This window comes from Butyrivibrio sp. ob235 (assembly GCF_900109475.1).
Lineage (GTDB): Bacteria > Bacillota > Clostridia > Lachnospirales > Lachnospiraceae > Butyrivibrio.
In genome coordinates, this window is sequence record NZ_FOBE01000010.1 from 1 (window position 1) to 15,042 (window position 15,042).

The 15,042-nt window shown below is 40.0% G+C and carries 18 protein-coding genes and 2 pseudogenes; 1 reads left to right on the forward strand and 19 read right to left on the reverse strand.

Features of this window, described 5'->3' with window-relative positions; translation table 11 throughout:
• A partial coding sequence (locus BMW61_RS09045) for a DMT family transporter (RefSeq protein WP_139176265.1) occupies positions 1-288 on the forward strand: 288 nt, incomplete at its 5' end.
• A 56-nt stretch (positions 289-344) separates the two neighbouring features.
• On the opposite strand, the pseudogene BMW61_RS22910 reads toward BMW61_RS09045, so the two are convergent.
• The 19 genes and pseudogenes from BMW61_RS22910 to BMW61_RS09130 all read right to left on the reverse strand — a co-directional run.
• Positions 345-452, reverse strand: a pseudogene (locus BMW61_RS22910) (flavodoxin family protein); the annotation flags it as partial.
• A 76-nt stretch (positions 453-528) separates the two neighbouring features.
• A pseudogene (locus tag BMW61_RS22915) lies at positions 529-675 on the reverse strand (cupin domain-containing protein); the annotation flags it as partial.
• A 72-nt stretch (positions 676-747) separates the two neighbouring features.
• A complete protein-coding gene (locus BMW61_RS09050; RefSeq protein ID WP_091821179.1) occupies positions 748-1,965 on the reverse strand; it encodes a substrate-binding domain-containing protein in 1,218 nt (405 codons plus the stop codon).
• 101 nt (positions 1,966-2,066) lie between these two features.
• Entirely contained in the window at positions 2,067-3,287 is a 1,221-nt protein-coding gene (locus BMW61_RS09055) for a sugar ABC transporter permease (RefSeq protein WP_022761838.1), read from the reverse strand.
• Between the two features lie 27 nt (positions 3,288-3,314).
• Positions 3,315-4,850 (reverse strand): sugar ABC transporter ATP-binding protein, encoded by a 1,536-nt coding sequence (locus BMW61_RS09060; RefSeq protein ID WP_022761839.1) that lies wholly within the window; start codon positions 4,848-4,850, stop codon positions 3,315-3,317.
• A gap of 55 nt (positions 4,851-4,905) precedes the next feature.
• Complete coding sequence (locus BMW61_RS09065) at positions 4,906-6,126, reverse strand: ROK family transcriptional regulator (protein ID WP_026499224.1); 1,221 nt, start codon at positions 6,124-6,126, stop codon at positions 4,906-4,908.
• 330 nt (positions 6,127-6,456) lie between these two features.
• Positions 6,457-7,053: an NlpC/P60 family protein gene (locus tag BMW61_RS09070; RefSeq protein ID WP_091821182.1), complete on the reverse strand. Its 597-nt coding sequence runs from the start codon at positions 7,051-7,053 to the stop codon at positions 6,457-6,459.
• A 67-nt stretch (positions 7,054-7,120) separates the two neighbouring features.
• Positions 7,121-7,522 (reverse strand): NUDIX hydrolase, encoded by a 402-nt coding sequence (locus BMW61_RS09075; protein WP_091821185.1) that lies wholly within the window; start codon positions 7,520-7,522, stop codon positions 7,121-7,123.
• Between the two features lie 314 nt (positions 7,523-7,836).
• Positions 7,837-8,475, reverse strand: a complete 639-nt coding sequence (locus BMW61_RS09080) for a GyrI-like domain-containing protein (protein ID WP_026499336.1) — start codon at positions 8,473-8,475, stop codon at positions 7,837-7,839.
• 6 nt (positions 8,476-8,481) lie between these two features.
• A complete protein-coding gene (locus BMW61_RS09085; RefSeq protein WP_026671297.1) occupies positions 8,482-8,898 on the reverse strand; it encodes a VOC family protein in 417 nt (138 codons plus the stop codon).
• A 683-nt stretch (positions 8,899-9,581) separates the two neighbouring features.
• Positions 9,582-9,920 (reverse strand): hypothetical protein, encoded by a 339-nt coding sequence (locus BMW61_RS09090; RefSeq protein ID WP_175475150.1) that lies wholly within the window; start codon positions 9,918-9,920, stop codon positions 9,582-9,584.
• Positions 9,907-10,524: a hypothetical protein gene (locus BMW61_RS09095; RefSeq protein ID WP_091821188.1), complete on the reverse strand. Its 618-nt coding sequence runs from the start codon at positions 10,522-10,524 to the stop codon at positions 9,907-9,909. Before BMW61_RS09095 ends, BMW61_RS09090 begins: the two co-directional genes overlap by 14 nt.
• A 238-nt stretch (positions 10,525-10,762) precedes the next feature.
• Positions 10,763-11,266, reverse strand: a complete 504-nt coding sequence (locus BMW61_RS09100) for a GNAT family N-acetyltransferase (protein ID WP_022761850.1) — start codon at positions 11,264-11,266, stop codon at positions 10,763-10,765.
• Between the two features lie 139 nt (positions 11,267-11,405).
• Entirely contained in the window at positions 11,406-11,744 is a 339-nt protein-coding gene (locus BMW61_RS09105; RefSeq protein ID WP_091821190.1) for a hypothetical protein, read from the reverse strand.
• A 109-nt stretch (positions 11,745-11,853) separates the two neighbouring features.
• Entirely contained in the window at positions 11,854-12,855 is a 1,002-nt protein-coding gene (locus BMW61_RS09110) for a nucleotidyl transferase AbiEii/AbiGii toxin family protein (RefSeq protein ID WP_091821193.1), read from the reverse strand.
• Between the two features lies 1 nt (position 12,856).
• Positions 12,857-13,459 (reverse strand): DUF6088 family protein, encoded by a 603-nt coding sequence (locus BMW61_RS09115; protein ID WP_091821196.1) that lies wholly within the window; start codon positions 13,457-13,459, stop codon positions 12,857-12,859.
• A 172-nt stretch (positions 13,460-13,631) separates the two neighbouring features.
• Positions 13,632-14,069, reverse strand: coding sequence for a DUF4869 domain-containing protein (locus BMW61_RS09120; protein ID WP_026527517.1), 438 nt, complete (start codon positions 14,067-14,069; stop codon positions 13,632-13,634).
• Complete coding sequence (locus tag BMW61_RS09125; RefSeq protein WP_091821199.1) at positions 14,063-14,275, reverse strand: helix-turn-helix domain-containing protein; 213 nt, start codon at positions 14,273-14,275, stop codon at positions 14,063-14,065. The genes BMW61_RS09120 and BMW61_RS09125 overlap by 7 nt, the downstream gene beginning before the upstream one ends.
• A gap of 265 nt (positions 14,276-14,540) precedes the next feature.
• Positions 14,541-15,032, reverse strand: a complete 492-nt coding sequence (locus BMW61_RS09130; protein WP_091821200.1) for a hypothetical protein — start codon at positions 15,030-15,032, stop codon at positions 14,541-14,543.
• Positions 15,033-15,042 lie beyond the last annotated feature (10 nt).

Consider the following 15,042-nt stretch of genomic DNA (forward strand, 5'->3'; position numbering starts at 1 on the left):
AACCTTATGGGAATATTGGGAATACTCTTTGTTGTCGTTATCGGTAATATTTGTGCATTTACCCTATACATAAGCGGAGTCTCAAAGATCGGTCCACAAAAAGCTATTCTTTACAGTTTTGCTGAACCAATAACAGCTGCCCTTATCTCAACATTTGTTTTAAAGAGTAGATTCACCATCTACGATGCCATAGGTTTTGGACTTATCTTTATGATGCTATTCTTCATTACCTTTGGTTCAAAAGAAAATACCGCTACATCAAAAGAGACTGCAAAGAATGCTAAATAAGCATTTTTCACAGTCTTTTCCTAACTTTGATTAGCATCGACAAAAAGAGTATTAAATCATTCACTGATAAAATGTGTCCACAAGTGTTCTTCCGATTTTGGCATGCCATATTTTTCTTTTCCTAGAGCTATGCTCTTCATTAGGAAGGACATGTTTCTGACAAGAAGCAAGGTGCTTTATCTTCTCATAATCTGCAGAACAGATGTCCCTTATCTCTTTATTCGATACAAGCCTGAATCCATCATAAGTAAACTTAGGAGTAGTGGCACATGACGTGAAACAATAACTGCTTTTATCAAGGTTTTCTGCAGCAAAAATGGCTCCTTTAGGTATAACTGCCATAGCCTTCTGATTATACTCCGTATCCCCAAAAGATGTGAAGAGCATTGCTAAGTGCTCAAAAAAAATGGTACAGGCATTTACACACCTGTACCACTCATATTTTTATGACAAAAACTATTAGTCCATAAGGGCCATACGATCAGGATCGTTTGCGAAAACTTCCTTAGCGTTGTCCTTTGTAACAACTGTAGGATCAAGCTCATAGATCGGAACTTCCTTCTTGCCGTTGTCTGTTGTTACATCTGTAGCGGGCATTCCCTTACCATCCTTAAGGTCGTTGATGATCTCGATTGACTTAGCAACAAGATCCTGTGTAGGCTTAGCAACTGTGCAGTACTGCTTGCCCTGCCATACCCATTCAACTGACTCATTCTCTGCATCAAGACCTGTAACTACAGGATTAGGCTGACCTGCATCCTCACAAGCTGTTACGATTGCTCTTGCGATACCATCGTTAGGAGAAAGAACACCGTCGATCTCTTTATCGGAGTAGTTACCTGCAAGAAGTGAATCCATACGCTTCTGAGCTTTAGCATTGTCCCAGTCCTCTGTAGCACACTGTGTGAACTCTGTCTGACCGGATACTACAACGATGTTACCTGCATCAATTTCAGGCTGAAGAACTGACATAGCACCTTTGAAGAAGTTAGGAGCATTAGGATCAGCAGGGCCGCCACCGAAAAGCTCGATGTTGTAAGGGCCTTCGCCTTTTTCTTTCTTAAGACCGTCAAGGAGTGCCTGTCCCTGTAATTCACCGGTACGAACACTACCGAACTGAACAACGCCGTCAACTGCTTCTGTGTTCTCGATGAGGCGGTCATAACCGATTACATAAACACCGGCATCCTTAGCCTGCTCAAGTGCGCTACCAAGCTGTGTTCCATCGATAGGACCTACAACGATAACCTTAGCGCCGTTCTCGATCATTGACTCGATCTGCTGTTGCTGCTGAGGAACCTTCTGGTCAGCTGCCTGAACTATAGGCTTATATCCTGCTTTTTCAAGCTCTTCTTTGAACATTGTCTCAGCTTCTTTCCAGTTCTGAGTTCCAAGCCAGGGAAGTGAAACGCCGATGGTAGCACCTTCCTCAAAGCCCTCTGTAGCTGCAGGAGTTGCCTCTGAATCTGAAGCAGTCTCTTCTGTAGATTCTGTAGCTTCTGTTGTATCAGCTGCTTTCTCAGTTGACTCAGCTTCAGTAGCTGTTTCTGTTGTAGCTTCTGATTTCTTTTCATCAGATGAACTTGATGAGCCCTCGCGAGCTGAACTACATGCTGTAAGTGTAGTTACTGTAAGAACTACAGACAGCATCATTGCCATAATCTTTTTCTTTTGCATAACTTTCCTCCTTGGTAAATATAACCTTTTTTCTATTTAAGGCCGGCAGGCAGCGCTACCTGCCGGATACGCCTTACAAATTTACAGATTCCTGTTTATCCTCAGTTCTTTGCTGCTTCCTTTGAAGGGAAGAGTCTTCCTATAATAGAAGCTTTTCCTACCTTCTTGTTGTAAACATCAAATGCTACGGCAATAAGAAGGACAAGGCCTTTTATAACCTGTGTCTTATCAGCACCTACACCCATGAGCATAAGTCCGTTGTTAAGAACTGCCATAACCATACCACCGACCATGGTTGCAATGATGGTTCCAACACCACCTGAAACAGCTGCACCGCCGATGAATACTGATGCAATAGCGTCCATCTCCCACTGGTTACCATCAGCAGGACCTGCTGCTGTAGATCTTCCTACGAAAAGAATTCCGGCAACTGCTGCAAGCATGGACATGTTCATCATTGTAAGGAAATATGTGCGGCTCACATTTACACCTGAAAGAGCTGCTGCACTCTTATTTCCACCTACTGCATAGATGTGACGACCAAATCTGGTCTTCTGTGTAATAATGTGATAAACGATAACAAGAATAAGGAGAATCAGTCCCGGTATCGGGAAGGAAGTTCCCTCTCTTCCTGTTCCATAGAGCCAGGTAAAGTAAGCTATTATCAGAGAAATCAGAACTATTCTTGCTACTACAACCCATAAAGGCTGCTTTGCACCGGCGATCTGTCCGGAATTTTTGTACTTTCTGACTTCAACGATTATAAGAGCGATAATACCGATTATTCCCAAAACAAGAGTTGAGTTATTCATTCCTGTGAATTTAGGTCCCCACTCAGGCATGTAGCCTGCTCCGAAAAATCTGAGTTCTTCAGGTGCGGGAACTGAGATGGACTGAGATATCCAGATAACTGCGCCTCTGAACATCATCATACTTCCCAGTGTTGTGATGAATCCCGGAATACCGAGCTTTGCAAGGAAAAAACCGTTCCAGGCACCAACAAGTGCTCCGATTGCAAGTGCAATGAGCACTGCCAGATACCAAGGGAGATTTAATTCACTTGCTACCTTAGCCATTACCATTCCTGAGAAACCGGCAACACTACCAACTGACAGATCAATCTGACCTATTACGATAACCATCAGCATGCCAAGCGCCAGAATAAGGACGTAAGCATTACCTGATAAAAGATTCTGGAAATTGGAAGAAGTGAGCATTCTTCCATCAGATATAACATTGAATACAACAATCAGCACAGCCAGTGCCAGAACCATGGTGTACTGACGAAGGTCTTCCCCTAAAACCTGCTTAATATATTTCATGACTTTAAACCTCTTCCCTATTTGTTGTTAAGCGGATGTAACTGTCATTCGCTTCATTAGTGCTTCCTGATCAGCTTCCTCAGCTCTCAGTTCCCCTGTGATAGCTCCTTCAAAAATTGTATATATCCTGTCTGCTACCCCTAATAGCTCAGGAAGTTCTGAAGAAACCATTATGACTGCCTTCCCCTGATCGGCAAGTTCATGTATCAGCTTGTAAATCTCATATTTTGCACCTACGTCAATACCTCTTGTAGGCTCATCAAGTATCAGCACATCCGGCTCTGTAAACATCCATTTTGATAGAACTACCTTCTGCTGATTACCACCTGATAAAGTGCTTACTCCAACTCCTACGTCCTTGCATTTGATTCGAAGCGCCTTTCTGTACTCCTCAGATGCCTTAAGCTCTTTTGTCGAATCCAGAAGTCCGTTTGTCAGAATCTTGTCCATGTTGGCTGAAACTATGGTTTTTCTGATGCTGTCCAAAAGGTTAAGTCCCAGATTCTTACGATCCTCAGGCACATAAGCTATTCCATGCTTTATGGCCGCCTGAACGGTTTTCAGCTTAACTTTCTTTCCCTTTATTTTGATTGTTCCTGATTTATAGATTCCGTAGTTTTGCCCGAAAATTGAACGCATGAGCTCTGTTCTTCCTGCTCCCATGAGTCCCGCAAATCCTACGACTTCACCTGAGCGTACATAAAATGAAGAGTTTTTGCAGACCATCCTGTCCTTGACTGCAGGATCCTCAATATTCCAGTTTGATACTTCGAAAATGACCTCTCCCGGATTGGACTTATGCTCCGGATATCTGTTTTCAATCGAACGACCTACCATCGACCTGATGATCTTGTTCTCATCCACCTGTCCGGCTACTACTTCATAGCTTTCAACAGTTTGTCCGTCACGGATAACCGTAACCGCATCAGATATCGCCGCAATCTCATTAAGTTTGTGAGATATCATGATACAGGTGATGCCCTTCTCCTTAAGACCTCTCATGAGTTCAAGAAGATTGGCCGAATCATCCTCATTAAGAGCTGATGTAGGCTCATCAAGTATGAGAAGCTTAACATTTTTGGAAAGTGCCTTCGCTATCTCAACAAGCTGCTGCTGTCCTACACCCAGGTTCTTAATAAGCGTATCAGGACTGATATTCAGCCCTACCTTGTCAAGAAGCTCCACTGTCCTTCTTCGCTGCTCTGTCCAGTCGATAAGTCCGCCATTTGTCAGCTCATTTCCCATGAAAATATTCTCTGTGATTGACAATTCCGGAATCATCGTAAGTTCCTGATGAATAATTGCAATTCCTGTCTGCTCGGATTCCTTGATATTACGGAATTTCATCTCCCGCCCGTCAAAGATGATCTGACCACTATATGTCCCATAAGGATATACACCGGACAATACCTTCATCAGCGTGGATTTACCGGCACCATTTTCACCACATATCGAGTGAATTGAGTCTCTTTTGACTTCGAGTGTTACATCTGAAAGTGCCTTAACCCCGGGAAACACCTTTGTAATTCCTCGCATTTCAAGAATTAAAGGATTTTCTTTCATTGCCGCCTTTAACCTCCCCTTATATTGCTAAAATATCAGGAATTCATATCCTGAATTATTTTGCCGTAAGATATTCACTGGGTTTCCCCAGTACTCTGTCAGTAGCAATCGCTGCTGCTCCATAAAGTGTAGGGTCAACACTTAATTCGGACATCATAATGTCGACCTGTGAAAACAGCTCAGGAATGGTTCTCTCCTCAACTATTCTTTTTATCTGCGGTAATAAAATATCACCCGCTTTCGAAATGACATCGCCTATTACTATGATGTCGGGATTATATGCATTTATTAAGGTAACGCAGCCATAGGCTATGTACTGGGCCATTTCCTTCATGATATCGAGTATGGCGCCATCGCCTTTTCTTGCAGCCTCGAATATCACATCGTAATCATCAATTCTATTGTGCTTTTTATCAGTAAAAATTGATGGCAAAGCTTCCTTTGCTCTTGCAAGCATTACCCGTGTAGAGCAGTAAAGCTCAAGGCATCCGTAATTGCCACATTCACATCTGGGTCCGCGATAGTCTATACTAATATGTCCAACCTCACTTGCTGCACCCTGTTTTCCAAATAAAAGCTTCTCATTCTCAACTATTCCGGAACCTACACCCTCTCCCATTAGGAAGTATGCAAGTGTATTCATGGGCTTTTTATGATTACCAAACCACCACTCTGCCATGGCTCCGGCGTTTGCATCCTGTTCTATGAAAAATGGCTTATCGAATTCATTCTCAAATTCCTTAAGGAAATTTACATCGTGCCACGACATCATGTGTGACACAACAGCTATGTGCCCTTCATTTTTAAGATAAGGCCCCGGAACCGCCATTCCTATTGCCACAACGTTCTCGTTTTTATCAAGATACTCACGGATCAGCTTCTTCATATCCTTAAGAACTATCTTCGGATCATCCGTAATGTCAAACTCGACTTCAGTCTGTTTGTAGAACTTACCTGATATATCAAACAAACCAACTGTGTACATATATCTTGAAAACTTGACCCCAATCACACAGTTCTTCTCAGAATTAAGCTTAAGTCCGATCGCACGCCTGTTTCCGCTCCCCTTGATAATACCCGTCTCTAACACAATTCCACTCTCAATAAGAGATGCAACTATCTTGGTTATGGATGCCTGGGTGAGTCCCGTCATTTTCGCAAGCTCTGCCCTGGAACATATTTCGTTTTGTAATTCCTTTTGATGAATAATCTTCAATAACTGCGCTCTGTGAGCTTCATTCATATCGCTGTTATTGACTATCGGATTGTTATCCAATTCACTAATGCCCCCATTTATTTATTTCCGTTGTTAATGTATTAACTTTGTTAATATATTATGCACATTTATTACTTAAGTCAACCAAAAAATTGCTATTCATTGTATGTATTGTATACTTGCACTAATCGAACATTAAAATTTTGTGAACTTATTACACAAAGAATTTTGGTTTTCATTCGTTATGTTAACCAAATTACCGTGCAGATATTAATTCCAGACAGAACAGATATTAAGAATTTAAACTAAAAACAAAAAAGGTATGTACATTTTTAGTACATACCAAAATTATAAAAATCCATTATTATGAATGTATTATCTAAAAAAATTCTATCTTTTCCTATATGCGCGATATCCTTGACAAAGCAAATCTTCTAATAAAAATTCTCTTTGAGACACCTTGCCAATACTTCTGGTTGAATCTATAATTCTAACTTTACACTTATCTTTATTAATGAATTCCTTAAACAACATGACATGCGAAGATATCGCAAAGACATCACCCTGTCTAATATCCTTTATATCTATTAAATCTGCAATTTCGGGAATATCTCTAGCCCGTATTTTCTTTGGTAGTTCCCAACATACTGTTACAAGCCCCGAGCAATCTACACCCACACATTCATGACTTCCATATCGTGATGTATCTTCCGGTACATTTCCAGCGTACTTACCTTCAACAATACCCAGGTCAAACTCTTCCAATGATGAAGCATTCCCCCATCCATAGGGAATTCCTACATTCAGCTGTCCCGGCTTCCACCAACCACAATCGAATTCTTCACCTCGCCATGTAATATCCGGCGTATCTACATATCTCCCATTTTTGTCGATACCATGCATTACATTTTTCTCTGATGCATACCACTCATGCTTAGAATATAATAGTGCCTTCTCAATAGCTCGTTTTCCAGCTTCTTCTGTCATTTTATAATCCCCATTTCCCTATGAATCAGTCTAACTCCATAGTTTAACCTATTCCTGCTCCAGTCTGTTAGTGTAATTCCTCAATAAAACTAATTTGCCTTTGCGTAGCCAACTCATCTCTGGACATTTTTCGTAATTCGCTTGCAGTAACCCACTTATAAGCAGAAGTTTCTCCATCCTGTAAAACTACGCTGTTTTTATCGATATCTGTAACGCACAGGTAATCTACATAATATGTCTTATGCCCATGATGCAGTACTCGTCCAATTTCAACTAATTCGTCGGAAGAAATACCGGTTTCTTCAAGTAACTCTCTTTGGGCGCAAGTCATTGGATCTTCTCCCTGCAAAGCAGAGCCTCCAGCGGTTGCTTCCCACATTCCTCCAAAGTGTTTTCTTTCATCACGCTGCATTAACAGATATGTACCATCCTTGTGTCTTACTATAATCTCACAACAAAGATGAAACATCCCATCCGGTATCTCTTCGCCGCGAATCAGTGATGTCTCATCTATCTTATTTAGCTTTCAGTAAGCGGCGAGTATTTCACGTACTCTTTTACATATAAAGAAAAATCCCCAACATCAAAATATGATCCGTTTCTGCTTACTCCACCTGATTGGATATATGACCTCATAATCTCCCATACTGCAGGAATACAACCTGCCGAAGAGAAATCGATAACCGCCTTAATTTCTCCTCCATCGCAGATTAACTGACAAGCCGTGTAATCCCCATGAGTTGAAGTATATGTTATGCCTTTACCCTAATGTATTCCATGTGTTCAATACCCCTTTGCCTTAATCGGATGCCTGATCACAGTCTTCAGCTTCTCCGGAGCAACCTTTCTGGCATCGCTCAAATAAATCTCATGATGCAGCCGCTTATCCGTAATATCCAGTTCATACCCCTGCTGTTCCATGAACTCATGCATCATAGACACCGTAGCAGGCTCATCATCATAAGAACCGATATGCATACACTGGACGCAAAGTCCTTCCTCGACTTTCAAAAATTCTACCTTGGAAAAATCCATCTTTTTCTTTTTAGTCGCCTCATCTACAGCCCACCGGAAATCTTCATCAGTCACAAAATCCGGAAGGCGGATCACAGATATCCAATGGAATTTTTCCTTGTGCGCATAGTCAATTCCGTCCACTCCATCTTGCCACCAGAATCCTTCCAGCGGCGGAACAACATAATCGAAATAACCCTCAATCCGATGATCGCTCTTCTTGCTCATCTTAATTGTAAAGGCAATCCCATACAGCAATCCGATAGCCTGCTTATACTCTCCATCTTCTTGATTCGGATCTCCTGATCCTCGTACTGCGATATAATTCATGCTTGGTACCGTTACAATGTCAGGCTTATTCTTTGGCATGTAAAACTCTTTATATTCCTTCTTGAAATCAAACGCCACCGCTGCTTACCTCCCCGCATCCTTATCTTCAAAAGGTTTATTCCAGGAACCGATCTCAATCAGATTTCCTTCCGGATCAGCGATATAGCAGGTCCTCTGTCCCCAAGGCTCCAACTCAGGCTCCAATACCGGCGTTGCCCCATTTTCAATTGCATTCTTGAACGCAGCATCGACCTCATCAAAGGTATCTACATAAAGAGCAATTTCCGAATGTCCATTCAGGCCCCGCACATACTCATACCGGCGGTTAGTCATCTTTTCAAAATCTTTCCTGCCGTACAATAGAAACAGCGTCCCGTCTTTTACAAGATATACATTGGATGCATCCTCCGCCTCCTTGATCTCAAATCCAAGCACATCCCTGTAAAATCGGATCATCTTTCCCATATCCTCAGCCAATAATCCAAAACCGTCCAACCTCATGACGTCAAGCCTCCTTTTTCTCATGCACTCTTCAAGCGGCAATACTTCGCAGCCTTTATCAGCATAGTACGCATACATTTCATCCAGCTTTTTCAGATCATAACTCGTTATACAATCAGCCTGTCTATCTTCATTTCTCTCACGCTCCATATGTATCTTATTAAAGTCAACACGACAACTATATGTCATGTTTATTATAATAGTCAAAATTTTTTTCGTAACCCAAAAAGCCTGCCGGTATCGGGATTTCTCCCAACACCTGCAGACTCGCGTTTCAATATTATTTCTGTTACTCATCTTTAATTCTATAGTAATCCTCGACATCTAAGCCAAGATTTACATGAGATTTCGATCTAGTAACATTTTTACCCAAAAGACATACTGTCTCAACATGCGTAATCATCTATGTTTGCATGTACATATACGGACTAATACTGTATACCCCTTTGGAAAAAATAATGATTATGGGTGTTAAAAATTTAAGCAAATACATTTTCCTGATATTTACTGTATATGCTACATCTTCCTTAGTACATACGGATGTATTCACACCCCAAGTATGTGCTAAAGCCAGAAACTGTCTGCGTTTACATGAAAGATTTATGCAGTGCGTAGGGATTTTATTACATATAAATATTTACTCCATGACTGGTTATTGCTCCAAATGCAACAACCACAATTCTTCACTTATTATAATTAAAGATATCCAAGTCAGCAATTATAGCTATTCCATTTTGGATTGCTTCATTATACGAAACATCCTCATAAAGAAGCTTCTTCGTTATATTGTTATAGTCTGATTCATAGAACCTACTATCAATAATTTCTTTAAGCATTTCTGGAATATTATAATCAAGCTGAGCGGAAGGATTATTCTTGGATAACATCCTGTCATCTCTGACATCATCTATAAGCTCATCAAGTTTCTTTCCAATTTCAATCTGTGGAGTTCTGTTTACCTCTCGAGATATAGTTTCTATTATTTCCTTCCATTCCTGCTTATGTTCTTTATACCAGCTCACCCATCAAGCCTCCTTCATAAATGTTTCTATATACCTTGTCTGGATAAAACGGAAGGTACTCTTTCACAACAGAAAAGTCCAATCCTGTTGTTTTTACATACTTCTTCAGTTTTTTTAGAAGTTCAGTGCCTTTAATCTCACTGTATTTGTCAATATTTGTCATAAGATCTAGAAACTGTAATGCAGTTTTATTGTGTTCAGTAACAATATCCACAGGCTTATAAACGATAATAGTATTCCCATCAAAATCCTGCTTTCTCTGCTTGGTAGTAGCCTCGTTGCTACAAATCTCATAGCATGATGGATTCTGCGTAGTAAAACCATACTTATTCGCCAATTGAAGTCCAGTTACATAACCAGAAACTCCTCCATTGGCATTCAGGTACTTTTTATCTATGTACTTATCTACAGAAATTCTTCCCTTAGTCCCAAGTATTGTAAGATATGGCAGATAATACACTCCATTGTATAGACGTTCCAACTTTCCCTCGTCTACAAGCTTCTTCATTTCCTGCCTGAGATAATCTTTAGAATTGCCTGGTAGCTCATCAATAAAGATTGGTTCGCCATTTGTGTAGTTTTCAATAATATAATCAATTACCATAATATCATCCTCATATTTTTGAAACCATTGATTTCACTTTTATGATACAACTATAATAGTTATTTTTCAAGTAAACTAAAAACTCAGCATCGGGGCTATCCCACAATGCTGAGAAAAACAGTCATATATTTATTATTAAGTATTTTCGTCAGATAAATTGTATAGTTTACATTGTATTTATTTATCTCAACACATTTTTTATCAGCATCAAACTCAACAATCCATGGCATTTCAAATCTTATCTTTTCAAAATCCTCATAAATAAATGCTCATCATCTTCGCCAACCTTATAGGCTCCGTTATTTAGCATTACCTTTTGGGATGCGATATTATCCTTGTTGACGCGCAGGTAGATTTCATCTTCAGGCACGATCTCTTTTGCCTTTAAAAGAGTTAATCTAAGCCCTTCCGTTCCATATCCCTTGCCACGATACTCCTTTGAAATGCTATATCCTATGTGACCCGCGCCTTCACGAAGAGCGTCGGTAAGGTGATGTCTTATCCTAAACTCACCAATTAGTTTATCTTCATCCCATAAGTAGTAATAGGTTTCAGGTACAAACCAGTCAGGCATATCGACCGGGTTTTCATGAGAAATCTGCTTAGGAAGAACTTTTTCTTTATACTCATCAAAAGAAACTCCACGATAAGAATTGGTTAAACCATTCTCGTCTTCCGGTAAATTCGTTGTATACTCCCACTGTGCTTCTACATCTTGTAAGTTAATCTTTCGAAGTTCCATACTGCTCACCTTTCACCATTATAAATCGCGCACTAAATAATCATAGCATAGCAGGGCTTTCCAACATACACAATAGCTACAACCAAGTATTCCCGAGCAAAATTTAAGAGGCACTCTATAAAAGAATGCCTCTCTTTCGTCAAATCATCTTAAAATGCTTAAGCGCTTCCGTGATAGCCTTCTCTTTCTCTGGTGCAATTCCCGGTTGTCTACTATCATCTGACTTTGGCTTATTATAATTTTCACGTAACTCTATACCGTTCTTTCTTTTTACCTGAGCAATATTAAGGTTAGATACATGAAACTGATAATTATCCCCAACCCAGTCTCTAATCTTATCATACGTAGCTTTTGTTTCTGCGCTGGTTTCATCAAGCTCATCCAAGTCAATCTTTATGCGGATATGCTCGCCTGGTTTTTGTTGGGACAAAAGCACAACCGTCTCAACATGCGGTACTACCGCATAAAATTTAAACATACTGCGTAGCTACTGGGCCCAGGTATGTTCACCCCTTTTTACATAGTTTGGGATGAAGGGGTTAAGAAATAGCGGACAACTATTTCTGTTTTGGAAAAAGTTGCCCCCTTTAAGCAAGGCTATGTATCTCTTTTTCAAGCTCATGAAGATACTCAATAATCGCATCAAAAGAAGGAACTGTGCCATAGATCATATTTTCCATAGCTTTATAGTCAGCTTTGACTTCCGCCATTATATCTTCTCTTGGAATAAGCTGTACATTTGCTAATGTAGCTGTTTCATAATGAGCACCTTTGGAATAATAGAACTTCTGCTTAAAGGCAACATCCTTTTCCAATAGTTCTTTTCTTCCAAATGCAGACTCTTTAACCGCTGAGTTTCCCATAGAGTATACATCATAAAGGTGCCTTGCATACCTTGCTGGCAAAGGCTTACCTTCTGGGAAATTAGCAAGTTTATGGAGAATCGTAATCTTCTCCCAGAAAGTACGCTCAATATCTATAGTTAATGCAGTTGTGGTTTTCTGCTCAAATACATCCGGATACTTTTCTGCCGCAAATGGTATAATCTCAGTATGGTGTGATGGCATCCACTCTGCCAGAGGTCCAATCTCCAGTCTTACCACAGGACGCAGATAATCAACATCAAATAGCTGTGGATAATAGAAATTAACAACCATCTCATCCTCAGTGTCCACAGCGATAATGCCTGTCTTTCCAAGTTTATCCGACAGTTCTTTTTCCAATGTTGGTACCAGCACTTCTCTATAAAAAGAAGCTGCCTCAGAATTAAGCTCCTTATTATATTGATCCTGTTTGGTTTTGGATCTGTTATCCCATGGGTCAGCCTTTCCCTCAGTGACTTTTCTCCAATCCAGGATTAAATCTATATCCTCAGAAAACCTTTCTATAGCATGGTAAGATTTCGATAAGCTTGTCCCACCTTTAAATACAAATATTTCCTTAAAACTGCTTTCATTAAAAAGATGATCTATCAGGAAACAAATCCAAAAGTCCTTTTCTATTGCATCTGCTCTTATTCCTACCTTTGCAGCAGTTGCTTCAAAAAGGTCCCTTCTATCCTGATTACTTGCTGTGGCTACCTTTCTCATATTAACAACAAACCTTCCTTATAGTTTCATGTATCCATTCCGCGCTGTCAGCCGATTCCATAAGGATCAACTCCTTATCCTCATGAGCAATCTTATTTCTAAGAGTTTTTATTATGCTCTCATCTACTCTTTCTTTTCCTAATGTCTTTAAGGCTTCAATAATCATCACGGTTAAGGTCGACATATTGCTGATATCTCTATTAGTCCTGTGTTTAAACGAAAGCTTCGCATTCTCTATTTCAAACTCCCTATATGGGCCATCACTAACAAAAACCCAAACAGAAGGAACCTGCGTAGAAAGCCCCAGCTTATTAAGCGCAACATCACCTGCAGGAGAAATATTCCAGTGATATCCCCTGGCTATAGCATAAGCAACTGCCTCTGGATTTGTAGGAAGTATTTCTTTTAAGAAAGAACTATAACGTGGCTTTTCATATACGCCATCCATAACCCTTTTGATGTTGCCCTTTTCCGTTTGTCTTCCAAGGCACTTTCTAACCGTAGTATTACTTGCCAAGTCTGAAAAATCAGATGTAAGAAAAATAGCACCATCTTCTGCTTCTAATATTCTATTGTTGATTTCATTAGAAATAGTCGTAGCCATTTCGCTCCTCCTGTCACGATTATTATACAATTATCGTGACACTTTTTCAATACGCAAACACCCTGTTTCGTCAGATAAATTGTGCAGTTTATCTGACGATCTGCTGCGGCTATTATGATGAGTGGTTGTTTCCAAAATGGAAATAACCACCTTCAGCATTTTTCTATTGGCATCAAACATATTTCAGTGCAATATGCCTATATTCCTCAGCAGAATAAACCTTCTTGTGCGCATTGAGAATTTCAATTTCTATATCACCACAATCATCAAAGGGCAAATAGTATCTCAAATTAACAGTAACATCTTCTCTACGTCCAATCTCAACAAGCCACTTGGCACAATTCTCTCCGCACTTTGTAGCGTTATACATAAGATCAGGCATCTTATAAATACAAATGAGTGTTTGTACTCCTTCTGAAAGCCTTTCTGGCGGAATAGGCCCCATCTCATCATTTATGATAAGCTGATTTCCCTTATAATACGACTTATCTACATCTGCCATTATTTCAGCTACAAGAGGATCCTCAAACCACTCCTCTTCGTAATTAAATCTGAACCATGATGGTACATGCATAGCTCCTTCTGTTTCACCAAAGATAATTCTTAGCATGTTTTATCGTCCTCATCCTTTTTAAACAGCTTTTCCATTCTTATGTAGTACTCCAAAAGCCTTACTACATAGTCCGGAGCATGGCGCATATCACGTTCCCATTCAGTGACAGTTCTATAAGGGATATCAAAATACTCACAAAACTCCTTGCGGTTCATGCCAGTACTTTCACGTAGTTCTTTTATTTTTTTAGCTTTATTATCCATAAGAATGCTCCTTCAAACAAAATACACGTTGTGTATAAGAATAACATATCGCTCTTATTTACACAACGTGTATTATTAAACATATATCAAAACAAATAAAATGTGCTCCCATTGGACACTTCAATGAGAGGTGTGGGAGCTCCTGTTAAGCTTATTATAGCGAATACAGTTAGTTTTTCAACAGCGTTTTCATAAAATGGTTGTTGCAAAAAATGCAACAACCACTAATCTCAGCATGCATATTTAACTTGTAAACCATTTTAGTTTACGTTTCCAAAACAATATCCTTAATTCCTGCCCTGATCTTTGACTTGGGCACCACATGATTTAAATTTCCATTCTTCCAAAAACGGTCCATAACATAGCAATCATGGCTGCAGTATTTTCTAAACTTATTTCCATATGCAGAAAAGTACCGCTTGCAGTAGGCGCACTCAAAAGTGTAAGTTGCCTCTTGGGAATGAACACTTTTCTCCGGGTGTTGCTTCCACCATGCTCTTCTGCACTCATCCGAGCAAAAGAGCTTCTTCCCGGATTTAGGATTTCTCTCGATCCTTTTACTACAGAATTTGCATCTGCTAGGGACGTTCTCATCTTTGAAGGTTGCCTTTACTTGCTCAACATCTCCTGCAAGGCCATGTGTCTTACAATAGTACCTGACATTCTCACGAGAAGTTCCAACAACTATGGCTATGGACTTATACCCAAGTCCCTTATGTCGCAGCTCCGTAATCTGACGTGCCATTTCTGCATTCATTGCGATCCCT

Excerpts from the sequence above, each read along its gene's own strand:
- BMW61_RS09095 (WP_091821188.1), bottom strand. The coding sequence starts at position 10,524 with ATGGTAATTGATTATATTATTGAAAACTACACAAATGGCGAACCAATC.
- BMW61_RS09105 (WP_091821190.1), bottom strand. The coding sequence starts at position 11,744 with ATGTTTAAATTTTATGCGGTAGTACCGCATGTTGAGACGGTTGTGCTT.
- BMW61_RS09115 (WP_091821196.1), bottom strand. The coding sequence starts at position 13,459 with ATGGCTACGACTATTTCTAATGAAATCAACAATAGAATATTAGAAGCA.
- BMW61_RS09085 (WP_026671297.1), bottom strand. The coding sequence starts at position 8,898 with ATGAGGTTGGACGGTTTTGGATTATTGGCTGAGGATATGGGAAAGATG.
- BMW61_RS09055 (WP_022761838.1), bottom strand. The coding sequence starts at position 3,287 with ATGAAATATATTAAGCAGGTTTTAGGGGAAGACCTTCGTCAGTACACC.
- BMW61_RS09110 (WP_091821193.1), bottom strand. The coding sequence starts at position 12,855 with ATGAGAAAGGTAGCCACAGCAAGTAATCAGGATAGAAGGGACCTTTTT.
- BMW61_RS09120 (WP_026527517.1), bottom strand. The coding sequence starts at position 14,069 with ATGCTAAGAATTATCTTTGGTGAAACAGAAGGAGCTATGCATGTACCA.
- BMW61_RS09060 (WP_022761839.1), bottom strand. The coding sequence starts at position 4,850 with ATGAAAGAAAATCCTTTAATTCTTGAAATGCGAGGAATTACAAAGGTG.
- BMW61_RS09125 (WP_091821199.1), bottom strand. The coding sequence starts at position 14,275 with ATGGATAATAAAGCTAAAAAAATAAAAGAACTACGTGAAAGTACTGGC.
- BMW61_RS09100 (WP_022761850.1), bottom strand. The coding sequence starts at position 11,266 with ATGGAACTTCGAAAGATTAACTTACAAGATGTAGAAGCACAGTGGGAG.
- BMW61_RS09130 (WP_091821200.1), bottom strand. The coding sequence starts at position 15,032 with ATGAATGCAGAAATGGCACGTCAGATTACGGAGCTGCGACATAAGGGA.
- BMW61_RS09070 (WP_091821182.1), bottom strand. The coding sequence starts at position 7,053 with ATGACAGAAGAAGCTGGAAAACGAGCTATTGAGAAGGCACTATTATAT.
- BMW61_RS09050 (WP_091821179.1), bottom strand. The coding sequence starts at position 1,965 with ATGCAAAAGAAAAAGATTATGGCAATGATGCTGTCTGTAGTTCTTACA.
- BMW61_RS09075 (WP_091821185.1), bottom strand. The coding sequence starts at position 7,522 with ATGTTTCATCTTTGTTGTGAGATTATAGTAAGACACAAGGATGGTACA.